The organism is Gordonia malaquae, from assembly GCF_037148075.1.
Lineage (GTDB): Bacteria > Actinomycetota > Actinomycetes > Mycobacteriales > Mycobacteriaceae > Gordonia > Gordonia malaquae.
On record NZ_JBBCUB010000002.1, the window covers coordinates 525,197 to 550,102 of the forward strand.

General features: G+C 66.5%; 26 protein-coding genes. 7 read left to right on the top strand and 19 right to left on the bottom strand.

Annotated features, from left to right (window positions below; translation table 11 throughout):
• Positions 1–11: 11 nt before the first annotated feature.
• The 6 genes from ruvB to WFK36_RS09495 form a co-directional block, all read right to left on the bottom strand.
• Positions 12–1,079, bottom strand: coding sequence for a Holliday junction branch migration DNA helicase RuvB (ruvB, locus tag WFK36_RS09470; RefSeq protein ID WP_336791457.1), 1,068 nt, complete (start codon positions 1,077–1,079; stop codon positions 12–14).
• Complete coding sequence (gene ruvA, locus WFK36_RS09475) at positions 1,076–1,669, bottom strand: Holliday junction branch migration protein RuvA (RefSeq protein ID WP_336791458.1); 594 nt, start codon at positions 1,667–1,669, stop codon at positions 1,076–1,078. The genes ruvB and ruvA overlap by 4 nt, the downstream gene beginning before the upstream one ends.
• Positions 1,666–2,235 (bottom strand): crossover junction endodeoxyribonuclease RuvC, encoded by a 570-nt coding sequence (ruvC, locus tag WFK36_RS09480; protein ID WP_008378035.1) that lies wholly within the window; start codon positions 2,233–2,235, stop codon positions 1,666–1,668. Before ruvC ends, ruvA begins: the two co-directional genes overlap by 4 nt.
• A 63-nt stretch (positions 2,236–2,298) precedes the next feature.
• Positions 2,299–3,054 carry a YebC/PmpR family DNA-binding transcriptional regulator gene (locus WFK36_RS09485; protein ID WP_008378036.1) on the bottom strand — a complete coding sequence of 252 codons (756 nt, stop codon included), beginning with the start codon at positions 3,052–3,054 and terminating at the stop codon, positions 2,299–2,301.
• 34 nt (positions 3,055–3,088) lie between these two features.
• Positions 3,089–3,700, bottom strand: a complete 612-nt coding sequence (pdxT, locus tag WFK36_RS09490) for a pyridoxal 5'-phosphate synthase glutaminase subunit PdxT (RefSeq protein WP_336791459.1) — start codon at positions 3,698–3,700, stop codon at positions 3,089–3,091.
• Complete coding sequence (locus WFK36_RS09495) at positions 3,697–4,560, bottom strand: acyl-CoA thioesterase (RefSeq protein ID WP_008378041.1); 864 nt, start codon at positions 4,558–4,560, stop codon at positions 3,697–3,699. Before WFK36_RS09495 ends, pdxT begins: the two co-directional genes overlap by 4 nt.
• 61 nt (positions 4,561–4,621) lie before the next feature.
• Here WFK36_RS09495 and WFK36_RS09500 point away from each other — a divergent pair, with 61 nt between their 5' ends.
• Positions 4,622–6,580: an acyl-CoA dehydrogenase family protein gene (locus WFK36_RS09500; protein ID WP_336791460.1), complete on the top strand. Its 1,959-nt coding sequence runs from the start codon at positions 4,622–4,624 to the stop codon at positions 6,578–6,580.
• Positions 6,581–6,616: 36 nt separating this feature from the next.
• On the opposite strand, the gene WFK36_RS09505 is transcribed toward WFK36_RS09500, so the two are convergent.
• From WFK36_RS09505 to WFK36_RS09525, 5 genes are all read right to left on the bottom strand, one after another.
• Positions 6,617–7,084 carry a helix-turn-helix transcriptional regulator gene (locus WFK36_RS09505; RefSeq protein ID WP_008378045.1) on the bottom strand — a complete coding sequence of 156 codons (468 nt, stop codon included), beginning with the start codon at positions 7,082–7,084 and terminating at the stop codon, positions 6,617–6,619.
• 172 nt (positions 7,085–7,256) lie between these two features.
• Positions 7,257–7,988, bottom strand: coding sequence for a hypothetical protein (locus WFK36_RS09510; RefSeq protein WP_008378047.1), 732 nt, complete (start codon positions 7,986–7,988; stop codon positions 7,257–7,259).
• Between the two features lie 13 nt (positions 7,989–8,001).
• Entirely contained in the window at positions 8,002–8,787 is a 786-nt protein-coding gene (locus tag WFK36_RS09515; RefSeq protein ID WP_336791461.1) for a PP2C family protein-serine/threonine phosphatase, read from the bottom strand.
• Positions 8,788–8,963: 176 nt separating this feature from the next.
• The gene (locus WFK36_RS09520) at positions 8,964–9,587 is read right to left on the bottom strand and encodes a hypothetical protein (protein WP_336791462.1); all 624 of its coding nucleotides are present in this window, start codon (positions 9,585–9,587) and stop codon (positions 8,964–8,966) included.
• The gene (locus WFK36_RS09525; RefSeq protein WP_336791463.1) at positions 9,587–9,847 is read right to left on the bottom strand and encodes a hypothetical protein; all 261 of its coding nucleotides are present in this window, start codon (positions 9,845–9,847) and stop codon (positions 9,587–9,589) included. Before WFK36_RS09525 ends, WFK36_RS09520 begins: the two co-directional genes overlap by 1 nt.
• 262 nt (positions 9,848–10,109) lie before the next feature.
• Here WFK36_RS09525 and WFK36_RS09530 point away from each other — a divergent pair, with 262 nt between their 5' ends.
• On the top strand, positions 10,110–10,454 hold the full coding sequence (locus WFK36_RS09530) for a hypothetical protein (protein WP_336791464.1): 345 nt from the start codon (positions 10,110–10,112) through the stop codon (positions 10,452–10,454).
• A 140-nt stretch (positions 10,455–10,594) separates the two neighbouring features.
• Here the strand turns inward: WFK36_RS09530 and pdxS are convergent, their stop codons facing one another.
• The 8 genes from pdxS to WFK36_RS09570 form a co-directional block, all read right to left on the bottom strand.
• A complete protein-coding gene (pdxS, locus tag WFK36_RS09535; RefSeq protein ID WP_008378058.1) occupies positions 10,595–11,500 on the bottom strand; it encodes a pyridoxal 5'-phosphate synthase lyase subunit PdxS in 906 nt (301 codons plus the stop codon).
• Between the two features lie 66 nt (positions 11,501–11,566).
• Positions 11,567–12,091, bottom strand: a complete 525-nt coding sequence (locus WFK36_RS09540; RefSeq protein WP_336791465.1) for a LemA family protein — start codon at positions 12,089–12,091, stop codon at positions 11,567–11,569.
• 11 nt (positions 12,092–12,102) lie between these two features.
• The gene (locus WFK36_RS09545) at positions 12,103–13,227 is read right to left on the bottom strand and encodes a glycosyltransferase family 4 protein (protein ID WP_336791466.1); all 1,125 of its coding nucleotides are present in this window, start codon (positions 13,225–13,227) and stop codon (positions 12,103–12,105) included.
• Entirely contained in the window at positions 13,224–14,144 is a 921-nt protein-coding gene (locus tag WFK36_RS09550) for a phosphatidylinositol mannoside acyltransferase (protein WP_336791923.1), read from the bottom strand. Before WFK36_RS09550 ends, WFK36_RS09545 begins: the two co-directional genes overlap by 4 nt.
• A gap of 7 nt (positions 14,145–14,151) precedes the next feature.
• Positions 14,152–14,814: a phosphatidylinositol phosphate synthase gene (pgsA, locus tag WFK36_RS09555; protein ID WP_008378066.1), complete on the bottom strand. Its 663-nt coding sequence runs from the start codon at positions 14,812–14,814 to the stop codon at positions 14,152–14,154.
• Positions 14,807–15,379 (bottom strand): ATP adenylyltransferase, encoded by a 573-nt coding sequence (locus tag WFK36_RS09560; protein WP_008378067.1) that lies wholly within the window; start codon positions 15,377–15,379, stop codon positions 14,807–14,809. Before WFK36_RS09560 ends, pgsA begins: the two co-directional genes overlap by 8 nt.
• Positions 15,376–17,394, bottom strand: coding sequence for a threonine--tRNA ligase (gene thrS, locus WFK36_RS09565; protein ID WP_336791925.1), 2,019 nt, complete (start codon positions 17,392–17,394; stop codon positions 15,376–15,378). The genes WFK36_RS09560 and thrS overlap by 4 nt, the downstream gene beginning before the upstream one ends.
• A 126-nt stretch (positions 17,395–17,520) precedes the next feature.
• A complete protein-coding gene (locus tag WFK36_RS09570; RefSeq protein WP_336791467.1) occupies positions 17,521–18,852 on the bottom strand; it encodes a glycosyltransferase 87 family protein in 1,332 nt (443 codons plus the stop codon).
• Positions 18,853–18,961: 109 nt separating this feature from the next.
• Between WFK36_RS09570 and WFK36_RS09575 the strand changes: the two genes are divergently transcribed.
• The 5 genes from WFK36_RS09575 (at position 18,962) to WFK36_RS09595 (ending at position 24,695) form a co-directional block, all read left to right on the top strand.
• A complete protein-coding gene (locus tag WFK36_RS09575; RefSeq protein WP_336791468.1) occupies positions 18,962–20,725 on the top strand; it encodes an ABC transporter ATP-binding protein in 1,764 nt (587 codons plus the stop codon).
• Positions 20,722–22,560 (top strand): ABC transporter ATP-binding protein, encoded by a 1,839-nt coding sequence (locus WFK36_RS09580; protein WP_336791469.1) that lies wholly within the window; start codon positions 20,722–20,724, stop codon positions 22,558–22,560. The genes WFK36_RS09575 and WFK36_RS09580 overlap by 4 nt, the downstream gene beginning before the upstream one ends.
• A gap of 287 nt (positions 22,561–22,847) precedes the next feature.
• Positions 22,848–22,994 (top strand): hypothetical protein, encoded by a 147-nt coding sequence (locus WFK36_RS09585; protein WP_336791470.1) that lies wholly within the window; start codon positions 22,848–22,850, stop codon positions 22,992–22,994.
• A gap of 97 nt (positions 22,995–23,091) precedes the next feature.
• A complete protein-coding gene (locus WFK36_RS09590) occupies positions 23,092–24,084 on the top strand; it encodes an alpha/beta hydrolase (protein WP_419717478.1) in 993 nt (330 codons plus the stop codon).
• The gene (locus WFK36_RS09595; protein ID WP_336791471.1) at positions 24,081–24,695 is read left to right on the top strand and encodes a hypothetical protein; all 615 of its coding nucleotides are present in this window, start codon (positions 24,081–24,083) and stop codon (positions 24,693–24,695) included. The genes WFK36_RS09590 and WFK36_RS09595 overlap by 4 nt, the downstream gene beginning before the upstream one ends.
• The last annotated feature ends 211 nt before the right edge of the window (positions 24,696–24,906 follow it).

Here is a 24,906-nt window from a genome sequence, read left to right on the forward strand (position 1 = left end):
AAATCGATCGTCTAGTCGAACAATGTCTCTTCGCGGGCACGCACACCGTGAACCCGGTCGATCGCGTCTGGCGGCGGGGTGAGGCCGAGGTGATGCCAAGCGGCGGCGGTCGCCACCCGGCCCCGGGGCGTGCGCGCGATCATTCCGGCTCGCACGAGGAACGGCTCGCACACCTCCTCGACCGTGGAGGGCTCTTCACCCACGGCGACGGCGAGTGTCGACACCCCGACTGGTCCCCCGCCGAACCCGCGGACCAGGGCGCCGAGGACCGCCCGGTCCAGACGGTCGAGACCGAGTTCGTCGACGTCGTACACGGCGAGAGCTGCGCGGGCGGCTGTCACGTCGACACGGCCGTCGCCTCGAACTTCGGCGTAGTCGCGGACCCGTCGCAGGAGCCTGTTCGCGATACGAGGCGTGCCACGCGATCGGCCCGCCACTTCGGCGGCCGCGTCGTCGTCGATGTCGATCCCCAGGATCACGGCCGATCGGGTGAGCACTCGAACGAGTTCGGAGGGCTCGTAGAACTCCATGTGCGCTGTGAAACCGAAGCGGTCGCGCAGCGGTCCGGTGAGCGCACCCGACCGTGTCGTGGCGCCGACGAGGGTGAACGGCGCGATGTCGAGCGGGATCGACGTCGCACCCGGCCCCTTTCCGACGACGACGTCGACCCGGAAGTCCTCCATCGCGAGGTACAGCATCTCTTCGGCGGGCCGCGCAATACGGTGGATCTCGTCGATGAACAGGACGTCGCCCTCAACGAGGTTCGACAGCATTGCTGCGAGATCACCCGCCCGTTCGAGCGCGGGTCCCGAGGTGATCCGAATGGCCGCGCCCATCTCGGCGGCGATGATCATCGCGAGCGATGTCTTGCCGAGTCCCGGCGGACCGGACAGGAGGATGTGGTCCGGAGTGCGGCCGCGCGCCCTCGCCGCATGAAGGACGAGTTCGAGCTGCTCTCGAACCTTCGGCTGCCCGATGAAGTCCTGCAGTGTCGACGGACGAAGGCTGTTGTCGAGGTCCCGGTCTGCGGGTACTGCGTCCGCGCCGGTCAGATGGTCGTCGTCGAATCCGTCGATCATCGGCGGGGACCGAGGCCTGCGAGCGCCGTGCGGAGGAGGGTCGAGGAGTCGGCGTCGGGCTGTGCGGCGAGCACCGCCGCAACGGCCTGCTGAGCGGCGTTCTCGGTGAATCCGAGACCGATGAGCGCCTCGGTCACCTGCCCGCCGGTACCCGGCGACGGCGCTCCGGGGACTCCGCCTGCGACCGGGGCTGCGTCGACCTTGTCGCGAAGCTCCACCACCAGGCGTTCCGCGACCCGCTTGCCGATGCCCGGAACGGCCGTCAGCGCCTTGGCATCGGATTCAGCGAGTGCACGCCGCAAGCTGTCCGGCTCGAGGACCGCGAGGGTCGCCATCGCGAGCCGCGGACCGACGCCGGTCACCGTCTGCAGCAGTCCGAAGAGGTCACGTGCCTCCGGGTCGGTGAAGCCGTACAACGTCATAGAGTCCTCACGGACGATCATCGACGTCAGCAGCCGCGCATGCGACCCTCGGCTGAGCCTGCCGAGGGTCGGCGGTGTGGCGAGCACTCGGTAGCCGACTCCGGCGCATTCCACGACGGCGTGATCGAGGGCGATGTCGATGACCTCACCGGACACGGACGCGATCATCGAGCTGCCTCCTCTCGTGCCGCACGCAGGCGGGCACGATGACGTTCCTGAGCGACCTTCGCCTGTTTGGCGGCGGCCTCCATGCGTTCGTTCACCGGCCCACGCCAGCAGTGACACACCGCCAGGGCGAGAGCGTCGGCGGCATCGGCAGGCTTCGGCGGTGTCTGCAGTCCGAGGATTCGCGTGATCATCGCCGTGACCTGCGCCTTGTCGGCGCGGCCCGACCCGGTGACAGCCGCCTTGACCTCGGACGGGGTGTGGAAACGCACTGGTATCCCCCGCTGCGCCGCGGCCAGCGCGACCACACCGGCGGCCTGTGCCGTGCCCATCGCGGTGCTCACCTGACGCTGCGCGAACACTCGCTCGATCGCGACCACGTCGGGCGAGTGCGTGTCGAGCCAGTGCTCCACGCCCTTGTGCACGGCGAGGAGACGCTCGGCGAGCTCCATGTCGGCCGGGGTGCGCACCACGTCGACGTCGAGCGCGGTTACCCCGCGCCCGCCCGTCGACTCGACCAGCGCGACACCGCACCTGGTGAGACCCGGATCGACCCCCATCACACGCACGAGACGACCTGCCCTCCAGACAACCGTGTCACCCGGTCGGTGACGAACGTTTGTTCGAGACTATCAGTCGTTCTCGAGCTCGGCGAGGACCTCGTCGCTGATGTCGACGTTGCTGTAGACGTTCTGCACGTCGTCAGAGTCTTCGAGCGCGTCGATGAGCTTGAACATCTTCCGGGCGCCGTCGGCGTCGACAGGCACTTCGACCGATGCACGGAAGTCGGGTTCGGCCGACTCGTAGTCGATGCCCGCCTCCTGGAGCGCGGTGCGGACTGCGATGAGATCCGTCGGCTCGCTGACGATCTCGAACTGCTCACCGAGGTCGGTCACCTCTTCTGCGCCCGCGTCGAGCACTGCCATCAGCACGTCGTCCTCGGACTGGTCACCCTTGTCGAGGGTCACCACGCCCTTGCGGGCGAACAGGTACGACACCGAACCCGGATCCGCCATGTTGCCGCCGTTGCGGGTCATCGCCGTGCGGACCTCGCCTGCGGCGCGATTGCGGTTGTCGGTCAGGCACTCGATGAGGATCGCGACACCATTGGGGCCGTAGCCCTCGTACATGATGGTCTGCCAGTCGGCGCCGCCGCCTTCTTCGCCACCGCCGCGCTTGCGTGCGCGTTCGATGTTGTCGTTGGGAACCGACGACTTCTTGGCCTTCTGGATCGCGTCGAAGAGCGTCGGGTTGCCCGCCGGGTCACCACCACCGGTTCGAGCCGCCACCTCGATGTTCTTGATCAGCTTGGCGAACATCTTGCCGCGCTTGGCGTCGATGACCGCCTTCTTGTGCTTGGTGGTGGCCCATTTGGAGTGGCCGCTCATAGTGGTGCTTCCTTCCGTTTACGACTGTGAAATCCTACGCTTCCGCGACCATGTCGACGAAGAAGCGGTGCACACGGTGATCCCCGGTGACTTCGGGATGGAACGACGTGGCCAGCACGTTCTGCTGGCGCACAGCGACGACACGCCCGGCGGCCGGACCGTCGGGAACGGTCGCCAGCACGTCGACGCCCTCCCCGACCGACTCGACCCAGGGTGCTCGGATGAACACCGCGCGCATCGGGTCGGCGCCCGGCACATCGGTGATTCCGACGAAGTCCAGGTCGGTCTCGAACGATTCGACCTGACGCCCGAACGCGTTGCGGCGGACGGTCACGTCGAGTGCGTCGAGGTGCCTGGCGTCGGGTCGGGTGTCGAGGATCGTCGACGCGAGCATGATCATGCCCGCGCACGAGCCGTACGCGGGCAGACCGTCACGCAGTCTGCCGACGAGCGGATCGTAGAGGTCGAACACGCCGAGCAGCCTGCTCATCGTCGTCGACTCCCCGCCTGGAATCACCAGACCGTCGACGCGGTCGAGTTCGGCTTCCCTGCGCACCGGGAGCACATCGGCCCCTGATGCGACGAGGGCCTCGGTGTGTTCTCGCACGTCCCCCTGAAGTGCGAGAACTCCGATCAGCGGGGTCACGTTGCGGGCCTGGTGACACTCGCGATGGACGTCGGCACCCCGGTGCGTGTGAGGCCTTCCTGCGTGACGGCCGCGACCATCCGGCCAGCACGATCGAAGATCCGCCCCTGCGTGAGGGCCCGCGCGCCGCCTGCCGACGGCGACGTCTGGTCGTACAGCAGCCAGTCGTCGGCTCGGAACGGGCGCAGGAACCACATCGCGTGGTCGAGCGATGCGTTCTGCGAGTCGACGTCCGGGTGTGCCGTCTTCGACGACCCGAGCAACGTCATGTCGCTCATGTAGGCGAGGGTGCAGACGTGCAGCAGCTGATCATCGGGCAGCGGTTTGCGGTAGCGGAACCACACCCGCTGCTGCGCGGCGAACGACTCGTGAGTGACGAGCTGATCGCGGGGCACGATCCGAATGTCGAAGTTCTCCCATTCGGCGTAGAACACGCGGGCATTGCCCTTGAGCTGCTCTGCCTTCTCCTTCTGATCGGGCAGCGACTCCGGGTCGGGCGCAGGCGGCATCACGTCCTGGTGCTCGATGCCGTGATCGTCGGTGATGTGGAACGACGCCGACATCGAGAAGATCGCCTCGCCGTTCTGAACGCCGGTGACCCGCCGAGTGACGAACGAGCGCCCGTCCCGGATGCGGTCGACGAGGAACACAGCGGGCTGATCGGGCTTGCCGGGACGCAGGAAGTAGCCGTGCAGCGAGTGCACGGCGAACTCCGGAGCGACGGTCTGCGTCGCCGCGACCAGTGCTTGTCCGGCCACCTGGCCGCCGAAGGTTCGGCGCAGCGCGCTCGCGAACGCGCCGCCGCGATAGATGTCGGCGTCGATGCGTTCGACGGACAGAATCTCTTCGATGTCAGCCACGAAGGAATTATCCCCCACGACCGACGGGCGCATCGATCCGAGGGTCGGTAGGGTCGGCCCCATGACCGACATCGACGCCAGCGCTCCCACCTCGAACGATCTGACTGCCGCTCTTCGTGATGTTCTCGACGGCCGGTGGGCGGCCACCCGGAACGTGGTCCGTGACCTCATCGACGAGGAGTCTCTGGTCCCTCGATCGGGGGTTTCGCTCGACGAGTACCGCGCGTTGATGCTCGAGCAGATGGCGGCGATGGTCCCGCTCGGGTTCCCCGCCGACGGATTCCGACCCGAGCACGGCGGCTCCGGCGACGTGGGTGCAGCCGTCACTGCGATCGAGACGCTCGGGTACGGCGACTTGTCGCTGATGGTGAAGGCCGGAGTCCAATGGGGCCTCTTCGGCGGTGCCGTCGAGAACCTCGGAACCGATCGTCACCACGAGAAGTACGTGCGCGGCCTCATCGACCTCGACGTCGTCGGGTGCTTCGCGATGACCGAGACCGGTCACGGCTCGAATGTGCAGGCACTCGAGACCACCGCAACCTACGACGCCGCGACCGGCGAGTTCGTCATCGACTCCCCGTCCCCGAGTGCACGCAAAGACTACATCGGCGGCGCCGCCGAGCACGCCGCATACGCTGCCGTGTTCGCGCAGCTGATCACGGCGGGCCCAGGCGAGGAGCCGACCGGTCGCGGAGTGCACTGCTTCGTCGTTCCGATCCGCGACGCCGACGGTGCCGATCTGCCCGGCGTCACCACATCCGACTGCGGATACAAGGGCGGCCTGCCCGGTGTCGACAACGGCCGCATCATGTTCGACGGCGTGCGCATCCCGCGTGAGGATCTGTTGAACAGGTACGCGGACGTCGCCGCCGACGGCACCTACTCGAGTCCCATCGAGTCGGACAATCGCCGGTTCTTCACGATGCTCGGGACGCTGATCCGAGGACGTGTGACCGTCGGCGCCGCTGCCGGGGCCGCAGGCAGGCTCGGGCTCGCTCTCGCGGTGAATTACGCGCTGGTCCGTCGACAGTTCTCCGCACCCGGCCAAGACTCCGAACTGGTGCTCATGGACTACCGCGCACACCAGCGTCGACTGCTCCCCCTCGTCGCGCGGGCGTACGCGTTCGGGCTCGCGCAGAACGAGGTCGTCGCCGAACTCCACGAACTCCAGACCGCCGACCCGTCCGATGTCGACCCCGATGCGATCCGCAAGCTCGAGGTGAAGGCCGCCGCGATCAAGGCCGGGCACACCGAACTCGCGTCCCGCGCCATCTCGGAGGCGCGCGAGGCGTGTGGCGGCGCGGGCTACCTCGACGAGAACCGACTGTCGCGCCTCCGCGGTGACATAGACGTGTTCACCACGTTCGAAGGCGACAATCTCATCCTCCGTCAGCTCGTCGCAAAACAGTTGCTCACGGCGTACGCCGACGATGTGAGTGATCTCGACGCCGTGGGCTGGATCCGGTTCGTCGCCTCGACGGTGAAGGACATCGCTCTGGAGAAGACTGCGGCTCGCCAGGTGGTGCAGACCCTGCTCGACGACTCCGACGAGGACCCGGAGAACTCCGAGCTTTCGCACCCCGGCACACAGCTCCGGTTGCTGCGCAACCGCGAAGATCACTTGCTGCGCACCGCCGCGAACCGGATGCGTCGAGCCAAGGACGAGGACGCGGACGCCCAGGAGGTGTTCACCTCCACGCAGGACCACCTGATCAAGGTCGGCGACGCCCACATCGAGCGGATCGTCCTGGAGATCGTCGTCGACGTCATCGGGAAGGTCACGGACACGCAGACGCGGACTCTCTTGAAGAGAGTCCGCGACCTGTTCGTCTATTCACTTCTGGAAGATGATCTCGGCTGGTTCCTGATGCACCGGCACGTGAGCGTCGAGCGGGCCAAGGCCATCCGACGCGGCGTCAACGAGCTGTGCGGCACCCTGCGTCCCCATGCCGCCGAGCTCGTCGGCGCCTTCGGGGTACCCGCCGTCGCTCTCGACGTCCCGATGATCGAGCATCGGTAGCCTTTCGACTCCGCTCAAGGAGCAGGAAGGATCCGCTCAGAGCTCTTCGATGTCGATGATGTCGTCCTGGATGGCGCGGGCGACGAGCGCCGCTTTAGTCGATGCGGGACGGCCGATCTCGGCGTACTTCGCGCGGATGCGCGTGAGGTGCGTGTTCACGGTGCCGAGCGAGATGTGCAGTTCCTGACCGCACGCGGGCTTCGAGTCGACCATCAGCCACGTGCGGAGCACCTCGACCTCACGGTCGGTCAGAGTGGGGCGCGGCAGTTCCGGCGCGGCGGGCTCGACGATCGGAGCGAGGGCCTGCATGCGGCGCACGGCAGCCGTCTCCACGTACACCGGGCGGCCGGGCAGCGGCATCACGCGAGCGCTGAGGCGAGCGAGCGCTTCGCGGCGACGCTGCTCGGCAGATGCCGAACGAGCCGGCGCGGAGACGGAGCTGAAGGCGGTCGCGGTGCGGGCGGTCTGACGTGCGGGTGCGGTGCGGATCGCGGCGACGGTCATGGTGTGGTCCCTTCCTCGGTGCCGGTGGCGAGCAGTTCGACCGGCTGTTGAGAAGAACGTTAAGGCGGGATCCACACGAACGCGATGGGGAGAACTACCCATGGTGTCATCGCAGGTCAAACAGTGTTTCCAGGCGACTCCCCAGCGCAGTGCCCATGGCACCGACAAGGATCTATCGCCCGGTGAGGTTGCGCGCGTGCTCGGCGTCGAGCATCGGGAGATCCTCCCGTGCGACAAGTCCGGTGGAGAGCGCGTACTCCACAAGGCGAAGACGACGGTTGGACGCCAGCCGTCCACCTCCGGCGCGCATCCCGGCCACTCCGATGAGGTCGAGTTTGTCGCACACATTGTCGAGCTTGCGATTGAACTTGGTCAGCGACCACCCCAGTCGCGCGGCGGCCTGCGCGGAACTGGGGAGTGCGCTGGCGCCCGTCCCGTCACGGCGCAGGATCGCTTCGGCGAGCACCAGGACGGCCAGCTTTTGACTCTCGGTGAAGTTCGGGACTCCGCGGGTGGTGTCGCCGCTGCCCGGAGACGTCGCCGGAGGCGGGATCACAGCGGGCGCACCGGCCTGGACCTGTACCTCGTAGGTGGTCGGGCCGGCACTGAACACGATGCTGGTCCGTCCGAAGACGAGCGGCATCCGCGCGCCCGGGCCGAGTGTCGCAGTGAATCCGAGGTCGGCCGCGGTGACGGTGGCCGTCAGGTGAGTGCCGAGATTGGTGAGCCACCACATCCCGTTCTCGTCGTGCAGCAACAGGAACCGACGGTGCAGGTACGGGTTGTCGTCGACGGTGAGCGTCGCTTCCCGGCCGATGTAGAACGGTTGGCTCGGCACCACTGGGAAACGTTCGCCGCAGAACTCGACGAACGTCGCGTTGTCACCCCCTGGCCCCACCGTCATCGACTCCAGTTCGTCACTGAGTGACGGTCACCGCGACGACTGTGACGTTGTCATGCGCGCCATGCTCAAGCGCAGCTTCGACCAATGATGCGGCGGCCAGCTCGACATCGCCGTCGGCGGCGGTGATGATCGATGAGATCGCGGCGTCCTCGAGTTCCCCGTCGAGACCGTCCGAGCACATGAGGACGATGTCGCCGGGGACTGCGGAGAACGCGAAGTAGTCGGCGAGAGGTTCGGCCATACCTGCGCCCAGCGCTCGGGTTATCACGTTGCGCCGCGAGTCGACGCGCGCCTGCTCCGGGGTCAGGTACCCGGCTGTGACGAGTTCCTGCACTTGCGAATGATCCACGCTGACCTGGGTGAGCGCCGACTGCGAGAACAAGTACGTACGCGAGTCGCCGATGTTGAAGGCGACCCAGGCCGGGCCGTCCTCGCCCTGGGCGAGAACGATGCCGGTGGCTGTCGTCCCCGCACGTCGGCCGGTGTCCGATCCGAACTCTCCGATCTTCTCCTGCGCTTTGACGAGGAGCCCCGCGACGGCCGTCCGGGTGACGTCGAACGTCTCGCCGACCGGTACCTCGTTGAGTGCGACCAGGGCCGCTTCACTGGCGAGTTCCCCACTGTCGTGGCCGCCCATACCGTCGGCCACCAGGTAGCGTCCGGGCTGGGCGAGAGCGGCGTCCTCGTTGGCCTCGCGCACTCGGCCGACGTGGCACACCACGGCCCAGTCGATCGTCAGGTCGCCGACCACGTCTTGCCCGGTCTGCGCCTCGTCACGCAAGATGACGGAGTCGTCCATGCTCACCTCTCTCCAGGACCTCGCACTATCGAGATCTGCGGAAAATCGGCCGCACGGGCCGACCGCTGCACAGGCGTACCTGTGCATGTCCTTAACAGGGTAGTCGAGACAGGTCCCATGTCATTCGATGACACTGCGAGAAACGGCACAGACGGCCGGTCGTCGGGCCGAAGCCATCACCTGCTGTAGGTGTTGCCCGATCCGGCAGACGGCGCTTCCGCGCCGCCGTCCCAGCTGAGAGTGTTGTCGTCGCCCCGAACCGCGAGTTTCAGGATCGGACCGGTCACGACGACGGTCGAACCGTCGCCGGCGACGGTCAGGTCGTCGATCTTGTCGGTGTTGATCGTCGCCGCGTCCCCGTCGAGGGTGACGGTGCCGAGCGTTCGGTTGGTCACGTGGAGGCCGCCTCCGCTCGCGCGCAGTGTTCCGATGTGATCGACGTTGAGACCGACGTCCGCGCCCGACACCGTCGCGCTCCCCCACTCGACGCCGAGCAGGGTGACGTCTGCACCTTTGACGACGACTGAGCCAGCGGTCTCGATGTTGCCGGACACCTTGTTGCCGGTGACGGTGATCGAGCCGCAGTCGCCAGCGATGATCGGCGACGCGCCGGAGGTCCCGATCGTCACGGACTCGCGAGCCTCACATATTCCGCCCGCGGACAGATCTCGAAGCGATCCGGCTCCGACCGGCAGTCGGAGATCCTCGTCCGAGCTCGAATCGCTGGTCGAGCACCCGACGAGGGCAACGGCCACGAGTGCGCATACGGAAGCGATCCCCGATCTGTTCACAGTCGCCATCAGACCTGTCCGACCCTGTCGTCGGCGAGCCTGATCACGCGGAGCGGGTTGGTTCCCGTCAGCCGGCGCTCCAGCGTCCACGAATGCACTTCATGGGCCACCCACAACTGAAGGTGACCGATGCGGGCGACCGGCGCGGGCGCTCGACCGCGGGACACGTGAGCATTCCACTCACGCAGGTTGACGCCTGCGTGGTCGGCGCACGCACCCGCGACCCACAGTTCGTCGCCGGAGTCGGTGTCGATGATGATCGGGTTCACCGGGTCCTGCTTTCAGCGAGTCGATCGGCAGCGAAGCCGGTACCGGATGGATGTCTGCATATGCGCATGATGACGGAGTCTCTGTGAGAAAAGCTGTCAGTTGATCGAGTGTCATCTGATCAATCGACTGATTCGAGGTAGATGTTACTGGTCGAAACCCCATGATGGAAGAATCCAGACACCGCACACCTCCCCCTGGAGCGGCCCGCCCGCGACGTGTGACCGAGATCCCATGTTTCTAATCGAAACACCATGGTGACTGATGTCGATTGAACAGATGACAACAGTTCAGTCGATCATCGAGGAGACCCGTCATCGTGGCGCCATCCGAACCAGCGGCTCCTTCCAGGACCGGCAGCGGCCGGTGAACCCCATCATCGTCGACGCCGACACCGGGGACGAACTGTGGACCGCGGGGGCGTGCGCGGACCACCTCGGTGGCACGGTGCGCCAGTGGGAAGCCCACGTCGCCCGAGGATCTGCACCGAAAGCAGTCGGACAGATCGGCCGTCTGCGTCTATGGGAAGCCCAAGAAGTCCACTCCTGGATAGTTCGCCGTCGACGTGCGAACACGACGCTCCGCGCGGTGGAACCCGCCCGCTCGTGAACGCCGACGCGCTCACGAGCGACTGATCCGGGACCTCCTATCGAGGCATTCGACGACAAACGAGGCATGCATGCATGCCTCGTTTGTCGTCGAGCACCTCGTTCAGCAGTCCGGCCCCGCGGCGGAGGCCGGACTCGCGATCACCAGCCGCGCTCGGCGAGGCGGTGCGGCTCGGGGATCTCGTCGACGTTGATGCCGACCATGGCCTCACCGAGTCCACGCGAGACGTTGGCGAGGACGTCGGGGTCGTCGTGGAAGGTGGTCGCCTTGACGATGGCGGCGGCGCGCTCGGCCGGGTTGCCCGACTTGAAGATGCCGGAGCCGACGAACACGCCTTCGGCGCCGAGCTGCATCATCATCGCGGCGTCGGCCGGAGTGGCGATGCCGCCTGCGGTGAACAGCGTGACCGGGAGCTTGCCTGCCTTGGCGACCTCGACGACCAGGTCGTACGGCGCCTGCAGTTCCTTGGCGGCGACATAGAGCTCGTCTTCGGGCAGCGACGTCAGGCGACGGATCTCCTGGCGGATCTGGCGCATGTGGGTGGTGGCGTTCGAGACGTCACCGGTGCCGGCCTCGCCCTTCGAACGGATCATGGCGGCGCCCTCGTTGATGCGGCGGAGCGCCTCACCGAGATTGGTGGCGCCACACACGAACGGGACGGTGAACGCGAACTTGTCGATGTGATTCGTGTAGTCCGCGGGGGTCAGCACTTCCGACTCGTCGATGTAGTCGACTCCGAGGCTCTGCAGGATCTGCGCCTCGACGAAGTGACCGATGCGGGCCTTCGCCATGACGGGGATCGAAACTGCTTCGATGATGCCGTCGATCATGTCCGGGTCGCTCATCCGCGACACGCCGCCCTGGGCGCGGATGTCGGCGGGAACCCGCTCGAGTGCCATGACTGCGACGGCGCCTGCGTCTTCGGCGATCTTCGCCTGCTCCGGCGTCACCACGTCCATGATCACGCCGCCCTTCAGCATCTCGGCCATGCCGCGCTTGACGCGTGCGGTACCGGTTGCCGGGGCGTTCTGAGGATCGGTGGTCACTTCGGTGCTCCTGAATGTCTGATGAGAAAGGACCACAACAGTAAACCCGATCAGGGGTGATGTGCTCTACGCCGGGTCGGTGACCCTGCCGACGCCTTCGGCGATCTCGAAATAGGCGGGCATCGGCCCTCCCCCGCCGAGCCGCAGCCACCGGACCATTCGGCGTCCTCGAAGCGCCCTGGTGTCGCGCACCGCGTCGTTGTAGAAGCGACGAGCCATCGTGACCCGGGTCTGAGCGTCCGACAGCTCCCCTACCAGCGACGATGCTTCGCCGGGCAGGTCGGTGAGCGCGAGCGCCGAGGACAAGCGGTTCTCTGCGGACTCGCGTTCGACGGGATCGGACCCGTGAGGGATGTCGACTGCGGCTCGCAGAGTCGTCGTCTCCGAACCGCCTGCGACGGCGATCCGATGTGCCACATCCACTCGCCGATCGAGAGCGGCGATCAGCGCACCGCGTGCCAGTGTGACGCGCTCGGACAGGAGCCTGATCCTTGTCGCCCGAGTGGAGCTCAACACGGCGAACCAGATGACGCACAGCACGACGACGATTCCGACCGCCGAGCCGGCCCACGCGATGATCGAACCGACCATGACTCCCCCGCTCAATCCGATACGACGACGGGACCCGCACCATAGGTCACCGTGTCGTACACACGTTGGATCTGGTCGGCCACCTTCGACCAGTCGTACTGCTCGGCACGCAGGTGCCCTCGCGCCACGTAGCCTGCGCGGAGATCGTCGTCGCGCAGGAGATCGTTGATCTGCGCGGCGAGCGCCGTCGGCGACCCCGTCGTGACCAGACAGCCTGCGTCGCCGTGGTCGAGCACCCGCGCGAACGCCACCAGATCACTCGCCACAACCGCCGCACCCGCCGCCATGGCTTCGACGAGGACGATGCCGAAACTCTCACCGCCGAGGTTCGGCGCCACGTAGACGTCGGCGCTTCGCAACGCGCGCGCTTTGGTCTCGTCGTCGACCATCCCGAGGAAGGTCAGGTGTTTCGCGAGGTCTCCCGCGCGTTTGACGAGCGCACGTTCATTTCCGCCGCCGACGACGAGCACGGTGACGTCGGGGAACTCGTCAACGATCGTCGGAAGTGCTCGCATCAGGATGTCGATGCCCTTGCGGGGTTCGTCGTACCGTCCAAGGAACATGACCGTGCGGCCGGCGCGCGGGTATCCCTCAAGTGGTTCGACCCGGCGGAACGAACCGACGTCGACACCGTTGGGGATCTCCACCGCGTCGTTGCCGAGGGATTCCATCTGCCAGCGCCGCGCCAGTTCCGAGACGGCGATCTTTCCGCGGATGCGTTCGCGGAACTGCCGGAGCACCGAGTCGAACACCGACAACCACATCGACTTGGTGGTGGCCGTGTGGAACGTTGTGACGATCGGTCCGGTCGCGACCATCAACGACAGCATCGACAGACTCGGCGCATTCGGCTCGTGCAGGTGAAGGACGTCGAACTCATTGCTGTCGATCCACCTCCGCAAGACGTGGAACATCTTGGGCGAGAACGACACCCGCGACACCGAACCGTTGTACGGGATCCCGAGTGCTGGACCGGCGGAGTCGACGTACGGCGGCAACTCCACATCAGGACCGGCCGGAGCCAGAACTCTCACGTCGTGCCCGCGCCCGATGAACACCTCGGCCAACTCGACGACGTGCGCCTGTACACCGCCCGGCACGTCGAACGAGTACGGGCAGATCATGCCGATCTTCACCGGTCCGAGTCCAGACCGAGCCGTTCACGGCGGGCCGCAGACCAGTCCGCCTCCCACAGCGGTTGCAGCATGTGCCAGTCGGCGGGCGCCGTCGCGATGTCGCGCGTGAAGGCGTCCGCAAGGCGCTGCGCGGTCGGCGCGATCCCGCCCTCGGTGCTGATGACGGTGCCGCAGCGCAGACGCGACGTCGTCGGCCCGGTGTAACTGTGATGCACGGCGAGCAACGTCGCGCCGGTCTCGATGGCGAGCTTCGCTGATCCGGCCGGGATGCGGGTGCGTTCACCGAACAGGGTGACCGGCACACCGTGCGAGGTGAGATCGCGGTCGGCCATCAAACACACCACTCCCCCAGCTCGCAGGCGATCGGCCAGGATCGGGAACGGCGGCTGCTCACCGCCGGTCAGGGGGAACACCTCGAATCCGAGGGATTCGCGGTATTCGACGAACTGGTCGAACAACGACTCCGGTTCGAGTCGCTCCGCGACGGTCGAGAACTGGCCGAAATGGTCGACGAGCCACACTCCGGCCACATCCCAGTTCCCCGAATGCGGCAACGCCATCACAACACCGCGCCCGGTGCCGAGAACTTCGTCGAGCACGGTCCGATCGTGCTCGGACATCTCCACGCTCGCCACGATGTCGGCGGGGTCGGTCGTCGGCAGCCGGAACGCCTCCCGCCAGTACCTGGCGTACGAGCGCATCGACTCCTCCACAAGCGAGTCGGGAACGTTGTCGGGTGTCGTCCCGATCACCCGGGCGAGATTCTTGCGAAGCTGCTCCGGTCCGCCGTTCCGTTTGCCCGCGAGGGTGCCGACGGCGTCGAACGCGGTGCGCGCCACTGTCTCGGGTGCATACTTCACCGCGGCCCAGCCTGCCCGGTAACCCAGGTCGGCGACGATCGAGCTCAGTCCGCCCAGCACGCGCTCAGACCTCGTCCGTGGCGTCGGCTGCAGGCGCGGCGGACGGAATCAGATCGCGAGCGCCGGGCGAACAGTAAATGGACCACATGCGCTGTCCCACGGTGATCACGCTGAGGACGGCGAGCACCCACATCGCGATGTGAATCGACCACGACCACTGCAGACCGGGGAACTGGGTCAAGCCGGCGCCGACGAGGACGATGATCAGCCGGTCCGGACGTTCGATGAGGCCACCGTCGCCGTTGAGACCGGCAGCCTCCGCGCGCGCTTTCGCGTACGAGATCACCTGCGAGGTGACCAGGCAGATCAGCGTCGCGATGAGCAGCAGGCGGTGCGGTTCGTGAAATGCCGCCCACCACGCGAGTCCGCCGAAGATCGCGCCGTCGGCGATGCGGTCGCATGTCGCGTCCAGCACCGATCCGAACCGTGTGCCTCCACCACGCGCCCGCGCCATCGCACCGTCGAGCATGTCGAACATGACAAAAGCCCACGTGACCAGTGCGCCCGCGAACAGGTGCCCCTGCGAGAACAGGGCGATCGATGCGCCGACCGTCACGACGGTTCCGGCAATCGTCATGATGTCCGGGGTGAGCCCGGTCTTGATGAGCGCCCGGCCGATCGGCAGCGTCACCTTCGACACCGACGCGCGGCCCAGAATGCTAAGCACTGGCAGGTCCCCCGAGTTCGATCCACTTGGTCGCCAACAGGTCGCGGGTGTCCGCGAGCAGTTGCGGCATCACCTTCGTGTCGCCGACCACCGTGATGAAGTTGGCGTCGCCCGACCACCGCGGCACGACGTGCTGATGCAGGTGCTCCGACAGCGATCCGCCCGCGGCGGACCCGAGGTTCAGGCCGACGTTGAACGCGTCGGGACTCGACACGGCCTTGATCGTGCGGATCACATGCTGCGTGAACGCCATCAGCTCCCGCGACTCGGGAACGGTGAGGTCCTCGAGGTCGGCCACTTGCCGGTACGGCACGACCATCGTGTGACCCGGGTTGTACGGGTACAGGTTCAGCACCGCGTACACCGATTCGCCACGCGCGATGATCAGGCCGTCCTCGTCGGTCATCCGCGGGATGTCCAAGAACGGGTGCCCGGACAGCTCACCACCGTCGGAGGCCACCTTGGGGGCCGCCGCGGTGATGTAGCTCATCCGATGCGGCGTCCACAGACGTTCCAGTCCCCCGCGCATCGCGCCGGTGCCTGGATCGCGATCGGCCGACGTCATCGACGCTTCCGGACCAGTTCGAGGAGTGCGGTCATCGACTCCGCGGTCGGCGAGTCGTTGCGACGCGACTCCTCCCACTCGTCGATGGCGACCACGGCGTCGTCGACAGCGACACCGTTGACCTGGGTGCCGTCCCGGAATCGGAAGCTGACCGCGCCCGCTTCGACGTCGCGCTCACCCGCGAGCAGCATGAACGGCACTTTGGCAGTGGTGTGATTGCGGATCTTCTTCTGCATCCGGTCGTCGGACAGGTCGACCTCGGCGCGCACACGACGCGACTTGAGGCGATTGACCACACCCTGCAGATGCGGCGCGAACGCCTCGGCGACCGGGATGCCCATCACCTGGACCGGCGACAGCCACACCGGGAACGCTCCCGCGTAGTGCTCGGTCAGCACACCGAAGAAGCGTTCGATGGAGCCGAACAGCGCACGGTGGATCATCACCGGTCGCTTCTTGGTGCCGTCTGAGGCGGTGTATTCGAGGTCGAAACGCTCGGGCAGGTTGAAGTCGAGCTGGATCGTCGACATCTGCCACGTGCGGCCGAGAGCGTCCTTGGCCTGCACCGAGATCTTCGGACCGTAGAACGCCGCACCCTCCGGGTCGGGCACGAGCTCGAGACCCGACGCCTCCCCGACCTGGCGGAGTGTCTCGGTGGCCTCTTCCCAGACTTCGTCCGAACCGACGAACTTCACCGGGTCCTTGGTGGACAGTTCGAGGTAGAAGTCGTCGAGCCCGTAGTCCTTGAGGAGCTGCAGCACGAAGTTGAGGGTCGTCGTGAGCTCCTCGACGATCTGTTCCTGCGTGCAGAAGATGTGAGCGTCGTCCTGCGTGAAGCCGCGGGCACGGGTCAGGCCGTGGACCACGCCGGACTTCTCGTAGCGGTACACCGAACCGAACTCGAACAGGCGCAGCGGCAGTTCGCGGTACGAACGTCCACGGGACGCGTAGATCAGGTTGTGCATCGGGCAGTTCATCGGCTTGACGTAGTAGTCCTGGCCGGGTTTGCGGACCGTTCCGTCCTCGTTGTACTCCGCGTCGAGCTGCATGGGCGGGAACATGCCCTCGGCATACCAATCGAGGTGACCGGACACCTCGAAGAGGTTGCTCTTGGTGACGTGCGGGGTGTTGACGAACTCGTACCCGGCGGCCGCGTGCTGCTCGCGGGAATAGTCCTCCATCTCCCGGCGGATGATGCCGCCCTTGGGATGGAACACCGGAAGGCCCGATCCGAGCTCGTCGGGGAAGCTGAACAGGTCGAGCTCGCTGCCGAGTCGACGGTGATCACGCTTCTCCGCTTCGGCGAGACGATCGAGGTACAGGTCCATCGCCTCGGTCGACTCCCACGCAGTGCCGTACACGCGCTGCAGGTCGGCCAGGCTCTGGTCGCCTCGCCAGTACGCGGCGGAGCTGCGGGTCAGGGTGAACGCCGCGATGTACTTCGTGGTCGGCACGTGCGGGCCACGGCACAGGTCGCCCCACACCTTCTCGCCGGTGCGCGGGTTGAGGTTGTCGTATGCGGTCAGTTCGCCGCCGCCGACCTCCATCACCTCGGCGTCGTCCGCGGCGCCCTTGTCGTCGATCAGCTCGAGCTTGAACGGCTCGTTCGCCAGTTCGGCGCGCGCGGCGTCCTTCGACTCGTACACGCGACGGGAGAACTTCTGGCCCGACTTGATGATCTTCTTCATCTGCTTCTCGAGGGCCTTGAGGTCCTCGGGGGTGAACGGGTCGTCCACCTGGAAGTCGTAGTAGAAGCCGTCGGTGACCGGCGGTCCGATTCCGAGGTTCGCCTTCGGGTTGAGCTCCTGCACCGCCTGTGCAAGAACATGGGCGCACGAGTGACGGATCACCGCGCGTCCGTCTTCGGAGTCGGCCGTGACCGGCTCGACGAGCGTGTCGGCAGCCGGCGCCCACGACAGGTCGCGAAGCGTGCCGTCCGCCTCCCGGACCACCACGACCGCCTGCGGCCCCTTGTTCGGCAGTTCGACGCCGTCGGGGAGCTCCGCGTCTCGCATCGCTGCGCCCGCGGTAGTGCCCGCCGGAACCCGCACGATCTCGGGCAGACGAACCTTCTCGACTGCGCTCGAAACAGGTCTTTCGGCGGACGCGACATTGTCGGACACGGGGTGACTCCTCGATTCTCAGCTGGGCAGCGCGTCGTCCGATTCGACGAGGCGCTGCGCTGATCGTATCGGTTCCACGCGACGCGTCCACCACAGCGTGACCGCGATCGTGCCCAACAACACGATCAAGTACGCCCCGCTTCCGATCAGCTGGAACGGCACCTGCCACGCGGGACCGTCCACCGAGCCGAATCCGCGGAACGAACCGAACGCCATCCCGTGGAACACCTTGCCAGGGTGGCCCGGGACCGGAAGCGGCATCGCCTGCCAATAGGTGAAGGTCAGCGTGACGATCGAGGCGGGCGCGAGCCACCACAGCCAGGTGCGGGGATCTTCCCTCCGGGTCTGTTCGTAGGCGTGGACGAATGCGACGAGCAGCAGCGGAAGGATCCACACCCAGTGGTGACCCCACGAGAACGGCGACACGGCACACGACGCCATACCGGTGATCGCCACCGCGAGAAGCCTGCCTCCCGCCTGGTAGGCGCAGTACGCGGCCCACAGCGACAACAGTCCGACGACAAGCCCGACCGGAACCCACAACCACGTAGGTGGATGCGCCAAATCCATCGTGCCGAGTCGGGCGAAGAAGCCGTTGAACGACTGGTTCGCGGGGGCCGCCATGGATCCGATGCGCTTGGTGTCGGAGATGTCCCCGGTCCAGAAGTCGATCGCCTCACGTCCGAGGACTGCGATGCCGATCAGCACGGTCCCGACGAACACCGCCACCGCGACGATCGCGGCGCGAAACTTGCGCACGGTCACCAGGTGGGCGACGAAGAACAGCGGCGTCAGTTTGATGCCCGCCGCGAGTCCTACTCCGAGGCCCTGCAGCCGGTGATTCCGCAACGCGAGGTCGGCGACCACAAAAAGCGCGAGGACCAGGTTGATCTGACCGTTCCAGAGTGTGGTGTGGACCGGTTCCAGGCTTGTCGCGAAGACGGCGACGAGCACGGTGAAGGCGACGAACCTCGCGTCGAATCGGAATCGGAGCGCGCGCAGCGACAACCCGATGAGGAGCAGCAGACTGATGACGCTGCCGACGTTCCACAGGAACTTCGCTGTGTGGATCGGCAGTCCGGCCAGCGGCACCATGACAAGCGCCGCGAACGGCGGGTACGTGAACTCCCAGACCTCGTAGACCGGCTTCGCGTACAGGGGCAGCCCGTCCCACACGGCGATCGCGCCACCGCGGTACACGCGGGTGTCGATGCCCATGTTGAACAACCCGTAGACCGGATCCGTGAACGGCACCACCCAAATGTGCCAACACACGACCAAAACAGCTCCGACGGCGGCGATCGCGAGCATGATGGTTCTCACCGAACGTATCGGCGCGGGTCTGGTCACTCGGAGATGATACGTCCGACCTCCCTCGATGTCGGTGCACGACGCGTGCTGCTGCGCCAAACCCACCGGTCCGCCCACGCCCGCGGCGGCCGCCGTGCAATATGGGCGTGTGACAGGCAGACGGGCCGAGCGGCGGCGGACATGGGCTATCGTCTCGCTCGCCGTTCCCGCCATCTCGAGTCGCAAAGCCCTGACCGCGGGAGTTCTCGTCGCACAACTGGTGGCGATGGCAGCGGGGCTCGCGCAACCTGCGTTCAACGCGCGGATCGTCGACGCGGGTGTGATCGCGGGCGACGTCGACTACGTTCAGCGCATGGGCGCGTTGATGATCGGCGTCGTTCTGATCGGCCTCGTCGCCTCGATGGCGGCGGTCGCGTGCGGCTCGGCGATCGCCGCCGGGATCTCCGCGGATCTGCGGCTGGCCGTATATCGGCGCGCGGGGGAACTGTCGACCGCCGACTACCACGAACTCGGTACCGCGTCGATGCTCACACGGACCTCCGCCGACACCGGAGTCGTCGGGCGCACGGTCTTCGCGTTCACCAGCGTCGCGATGTCCGCGCCGATCGTGACCGTCGGCGCGGTGATCCTGTCCTTGCGCCAATCGGTGCAGCTCGCGCCGGTGATCGTCGTGACGGCGATTCTCCTCGGAGTGGTCGTCGGGCTGTACGTGGCACGGGTGACGCCCCTGGCGGGCCGGCTGCAGCGCGCGGTGGACGCGGTGAACCGAGTGCTGCGTGAGCAGTTGACCGGCACTCGCATCCTGAGAACGTTCCGCCGGGAGCACACGGCGTCTGACAGGTTCGGAATCGCGAACACCGAACTGACCGTCCTCGCGCGGCGCGTCGGGGCGTTGCAGGTCCTGCTGCTGCCCTCGGTGTTGCTGATCGCCAACATCGCGGTGGTCGCCACGAACGTCATCGGTGCGGACCTCATCGAATCGGACGACCTCACCATCGGCGGGCTCACCGCGTTCTCCGGTTACCTGATGCAGATCGTGAGCGGAGTGTCGCTGTTCGTGGCGCTGGCCGCGGTCCTCCCCCGCGCCGAGGCGAGTGCCATCCGCCTCCGCGAGGTCCTCGACGAAGACGTCCCGGATCCTGGACCGACGGACATTCCGGATCGACCGCGCGGTGTGCTGGATGTCGACTTCCGTTCGGTCGACGTGCGGTATGCCGGCGCCGAGCAACTCACACTGTCCGATGTGACCCTGCGATGCGTCCCCGGCGGCGTGACAGCGGTGATCGGGGGAACGTCGAGCGGAAAGTCGACGCTCTTGTCCCTCGTACCGCGCCTCCTGGACTCGTCCGCAGGCGAAGTGACCCTCGGCGACCGTCCGATCGCCGACTGGCCGTTGACCGCGGTGCGATCAGAAGTCGCCTACGTCGGCCAGCGTCATGCGCTGATCGCCGGAACCGTCGCGTCCAATCTGCGCCTCGCCTACGACGACGCGACTGACGACCTGGTGTGGAAAGCACTGCGGGTGACCAAGATGGCCGACACCGTCGCCGATCGCGGCGGCCTCGACGCGGCCGTGTCCCAGGGCGGATCGAACTTCTCTGGAGGCCAACGGCAACGTCTCGCGATCGCCCGTGCACTCCTGCACAGGCCCCGGGTGATGGTTCTCGACGACGCGTTCTCCGCGATGGACCGGTCCACCGCATCGCAGGTGTTCACGTCGGTTCGGGCCCATCTGCCTCGCACCACATTCCTCATTGCCGCTCAGCAGATTCATTCGGTGCGCACTGCCGACCTGATCGCCGTGCTCGAGCTGGGACGCGTCGTCGACAAGGGTTCGCACCGTGACCTGCTGGAACGATGCAGCGTGTACCGCGAGATCGCAGACGCACAAGCCCCGGTGCGGGCCCGATGAAGATATTCCGGGCTCTGGGCGAAGTCCGACGTTTCCTCGGCGCGGGTCGTAGCCTCACCTGGGCGTTGGCCCTCGCGATCGTGTCCGCTCTGCTGACGGTGGCGGTCCCCTGGCTCCTCGCCCAGGTCACCAACATCATCTTCGCGGGTGCTCTCGGCGCGAACCTGGACGAAGGTGCGACCCACGACCAGATGGTCGAAGCCCTTCGGGAAGCCGGTGACGACCGTCAGGCCAATATCGTCTCGGCGATCGGTGCCACGCCCGGAGTCGGGATCGACTGGTCGCTGCTGTGGACATACACGGCCGTGACACTTGCCGCTTTCGTCCTGGCGGCAGGCGCTCGCATCGGCGGCGGCCTGATTCTCAATGCCGCCGTTCAACGGGCGATCCGGAGACTTCGGCGACGGGTGGAGAGCAAACTCCACCGCATGCCGGTGACTGCTCTGGAAGGCGGACGTCGGGGCGAGGTACTCAACGCCGTCACCGTCGACGTCGACAATGTGGCGACCCTGATCGGTCCGGTGTTCGTCCAACTCCCGGTCGTGTTGCTGACGATCGTCGGGGTGTCGGCGGCGCTGATCTGGGTGTCCGGGTTCTTCGCGATGATCGCGTTCCTGACCGTCCCGATCTCCGCGGTCGCCGTCGCATTGATTCTGCGATTCGCGCGTCCCCACGTGAAGAGGCAGTGGGCCGCGCAGTCGTCTCTGACGGCTCACGCGGAGGACGTGTACGCCGCCCGCGACATGCTCTCCGCGTACGACGCCCACCGTACGACGGAGCGCCAGTTCACCGCGGTGAACTCCGAACTGGCTCACGCGACACGAACGGGTCAGACGTGGAGCGGCGCCCTCGGGCCGGTCCTGACGTTGTGCAACGCCCTCGCATTCGTCACCGTCGCCGTGCTCGGCGCGTTCAAGATGCTCGACGGCGCGGTGACCCTCGGTGTGCTGCAGGCCGTGGTCCTGTACACGCAGCAACTGTCCAGTGCGTTGTCCGAACTGACCGGAACCCTGCCGACGCTGCAGTCCGGACTGGTGTCGGTGGGCCGTGTCCGCGAGTTCCTCGCCCGGAAAGAGGAGATCGCACCCGCCGTCGACGACGACCCGGTGACCCCACGACACGGCCGTCACCGCACACCGCCGCGGATCGTGTTCGAGGACGTCTCATTCGCATACTCCGACGGCCCACCGGTCCTCAACGGAGTCGACCTCGTCGTCGAACCCGGTACGACGACGGCGCTGGTCGGCGCGACGGGATCGGGAAAGACGACGCTCACCGCCCTCGTGCAACGATTCGCCGATCCCACAGGAGGGCGGATCACCGTCGATGGGACGGACATCACCGACTTGACTCGGTCGGAGGTGCGGTCGTTGATGGCCGTCGTGACGCAGGATCCATGGCTCTTCACCGGCACCGCAGGCGAGAACATCGACCTCGGCGCGGCGCACGGCGTGGAGACCGCCGATCCCACCGTTCACACGTTGTTGGCGGCGTTGCCGAGCGGCGCAGCGACCGAGGTGTCAGGTGATGTCGAAACCCTCAGCGCGGGCGAGAAGCAGCTCATCACCGTCGCACGAGCCTTGGCCGCGCAGCCGGACATCCTCATCTTGGACGAGGCGACCAGTGCGGCCGATCCACGATCGGAACTGCTCATCCAACGTGGGCTCGAGTCGCTTCGGCACCGCACGACCACTCTCATCGTCACGCACCGCATGTCGACGCTCGCGGCTGCCGACGAAGTGGCCGTACTCGCCGGCGGCCGCATCGTCGAGCAGGGGACGGCGCAGGATCTGCTTGCTGCGGGCGGCGAGTTCGCACGTATCTACGCGGAGTGAGTTCATGCCGGGCGAACGGCACGAATCGGCCCAACGGCCGCCTCCCTGATCCAGTGAACGCCAGGGCGCTCACGAAGTTCATCCGTTCGGACTACATCGTCAGAATGGCGCATTCCTGCAGTTCAGAGCGGTCTTTCACCCAGTCGGGCCGCGTCGTCAATAGAGAATCGCCACACGGTCGCAATACGAACGTGATCTGTCCCACTTTTGTGTGACCGTGAGCACACCGGCAGCGTTCGCCCCGACCGCCGCCCGGCCACTTCGCCCGAACGAAAGCAGGGAATCTCATGGCAACCATCGACCTCAGCGGCCTCACTCATCTCATCGAGATCGGCTCGTTCACCGGTTCGTCGGCAGGCATCGGATCGACAGGCAACGGCCAGGACGGTGGAACCGGAAACACCAATAACAACGGACCCACCTTCGGCTCCTGACGAATCGGGTTACCCTTCGTCCAGCCTCGACAATCAGTTTCGGCCCCGTCGGCGTTCTCGCCGACGGGGCCGGTTTCACAACAGGAGCCGCACGACCGTGAAGATCTCCCTCCGCACAGCCTTCACAGCGACCATTGCCGCAGCCCTTCTCACCACCGGAGCCACAATCGCGCCTCCGGCCACGGCTGCCCCGAAAGCCGGCATCGTCTCGACGTACAAGTACACGTCGCAGGTGTCCGACATCGTCGTCCACTCGCCGTCGATGAACCGCGACATCCCGATGACCGTGTTGTCCCCCAAGAACAAGTCCAAGCCTGCAGGCGTCCTCTATCTCCTCAACGGAGCAGGCGGCGGCGAGGACTCGGCCAACTGGCTGAACAAGTCGGACGTCGTGAAGTTCTTCGCCCACAAGAACGTCTACGTAGTGATCCCGAACAAGGGCGCCTTCTCGTACTACACCGACTGGATCAAGCCCGACCCCGTCCTCGGCGTCAACAAGTGGTCGACGTTCCTCGGCAAAGAACTGCCCGGCGTCATCAATTCGGCGTACTCGACCAACGGCAAGAACGCGATCGCGGGCATCTCGTCGTCGGCGACCTCCGTCCTGAATCTCGCGATCGCCCACAAGGGTCTCTACAAGGCGGTGTCCGCGTACAGCGGTTGTGCGAGCACGTCGTCGGAGATGGGCAAGCTGTACATCCGGCTGGTCGTCGAGTCCCGCGGCGGCGGTGACGTGAAGAACATGTGGGGCCCGCTGCGTGGACCGGGCTGGCTCAAGAACGACCCGATCGTGCACGCGGCAGGCCTGCGTGGACTCTCGATCTATCTGAGCGCGGCGACCGGACTGCCCGGCAAGTACGACACCACTCGTTACGTGCCCAAGCCCGCCGTCCTCGCCGATCAGATCGCACTCGGCGGCGGCATCGAAGCCGCGACGCGGATCTGCACCGAGGACCTCGCGGCCAAGCTCGCGTCGCTGCGGATTCCCGCGACCGTCGACCGTCCGGCCACCGGCACGCACTCCTGGAAGTACTGGCAGGACCAGCTGCACAAGTCGTGGCCGCAGATGGCCCGGAAGATCGGCGCGTGAGCGTTGACGCCGATGTGACGATCCGCCCGTTGGTCGACGACGAGCTTCCCGCTGCCGTCGACCTGGTCGGGGCGATGCTCCCCGAGATCCCGCTGTACAGCTGGATTCTCGGGGAGTATCTCGTTGAGCCGGCCATGGTCGACTGGCTGGCATCGGTGTTCATCGGACCGCACATCGCGCTCGGTCGCGTCGAAGGAGCCTTCGACGCCGACGGTCGACTCCTCGGGATCGTCGCATGGTCGGCCCCAGACGGGCCCCCACCAGAATTGCCCGCGTCGGTCGTCGCGTCGTCGACCTCGCTCCTGCCTCGTCGCCAGGACATCGTGGAGCGGCTCAAGATCCTCGCCGACGCGACGCTCGACCATCAGCTTCCGGGCGACCACGTGCTGATCGTGCTCGGCGTCGTCGCCCCGACTGCGCGCCGGACTGGCATTCCGGCCGCACTGGGTCTGGCGCCCCGCGCCGCCGCACAGGCTGCCGGAATGGACCTGCTGATGACAACCAGCGATCTAGCCCTGGGAAAAGCACACGAGCGGACTCACGGCGCAGTGTTCCAATCCAGCTACCCAGTGGGCGAATGCACCGTCTACCAGTACTTGGCACCCGCCTGACGGCACAGTTTTGACGTTGCCCGTCGATTCAACTGATCGAACGACATCGGCCTCATCGTCGCAGGCTGTGGCTCACATCACACTCGCGGATCGTGGGGCCGTTTTCGTGAAGGTCGGATTCGCCGTCTGCGGCCACTCGACCACCGCATCACCGGAACTGTGCCACCGGTCACATTCGACGCCGCCGTCCGGCACTCTTGGAGACGTCGAG

What these genes read in the sequence shown, in the direction of transcription:
- ruvB (WP_336791457.1), bottom strand. Translation starts at nt 1,079, where the DNA reads ATGATCGACGGATTCGACGACGACCATCTGACCGGCGCGGACGCAGTA.
- ruvA (WP_336791458.1), bottom strand. Translation starts at nt 1,669, where the DNA reads ATGATCGCGTCCGTGTCCGGTGAGGTCATCGACATCGCCCTCGATCAC.
- WFK36_RS09485 (WP_008378036.1), bottom strand. Translation starts at nt 3,054, where the DNA reads ATGAGCGGCCACTCCAAATGGGCCACCACCAAGCACAAGAAGGCGGTC.
- WFK36_RS09500 (WP_336791460.1), top strand. Translation starts at nt 4,622, where the DNA reads ATGACCGACATCGACGCCAGCGCTCCCACCTCGAACGATCTGACTGCC.
- WFK36_RS09505 (WP_008378045.1), bottom strand. Translation starts at nt 7,084, where the DNA reads ATGACCGTCGCCGCGATCCGCACCGCACCCGCACGTCAGACCGCCCGC.
- WFK36_RS09510 (WP_008378047.1), bottom strand. Translation starts at nt 7,988, where the DNA reads ATGACGGTGGGGCCAGGGGGTGACAACGCGACGTTCGTCGAGTTCTGC.
- WFK36_RS09515 (WP_336791461.1), bottom strand. Translation starts at nt 8,787, where the DNA reads ATGGACGACTCCGTCATCTTGCGTGACGAGGCGCAGACCGGGCAAGAC.
- WFK36_RS09520 (WP_336791462.1), bottom strand. Translation starts at nt 9,587, where the DNA reads ATGGCGACTGTGAACAGATCGGGGATCGCTTCCGTATGCGCACTCGTG.
- WFK36_RS09530 (WP_336791464.1), top strand. Translation starts at nt 10,110, where the DNA reads ATGTCGATTGAACAGATGACAACAGTTCAGTCGATCATCGAGGAGACC.
- WFK36_RS09540 (WP_336791465.1), bottom strand. Translation starts at nt 12,091, where the DNA reads ATGGTCGGTTCGATCATCGCGTGGGCCGGCTCGGCGGTCGGAATCGTC.
- WFK36_RS09560 (WP_008378067.1), bottom strand. Translation starts at nt 15,379, where the DNA reads ATGACGTCGGCCGATCGCGATCCAGGCACCGGCGCGATGCGCGGGGGA.
- thrS (WP_336791925.1), bottom strand. Translation starts at nt 17,394, where the DNA reads ATGCGAGACGCGGAGCTCCCCGACGGCGTCGAACTGCCGAACAAGGGG.
- WFK36_RS09580 (WP_336791469.1), top strand. Translation starts at nt 20,722, where the DNA reads ATGAAGATATTCCGGGCTCTGGGCGAAGTCCGACGTTTCCTCGGCGCG.
- WFK36_RS09585 (WP_336791470.1), top strand. Translation starts at nt 22,848, where the DNA reads ATGGCAACCATCGACCTCAGCGGCCTCACTCATCTCATCGAGATCGGC.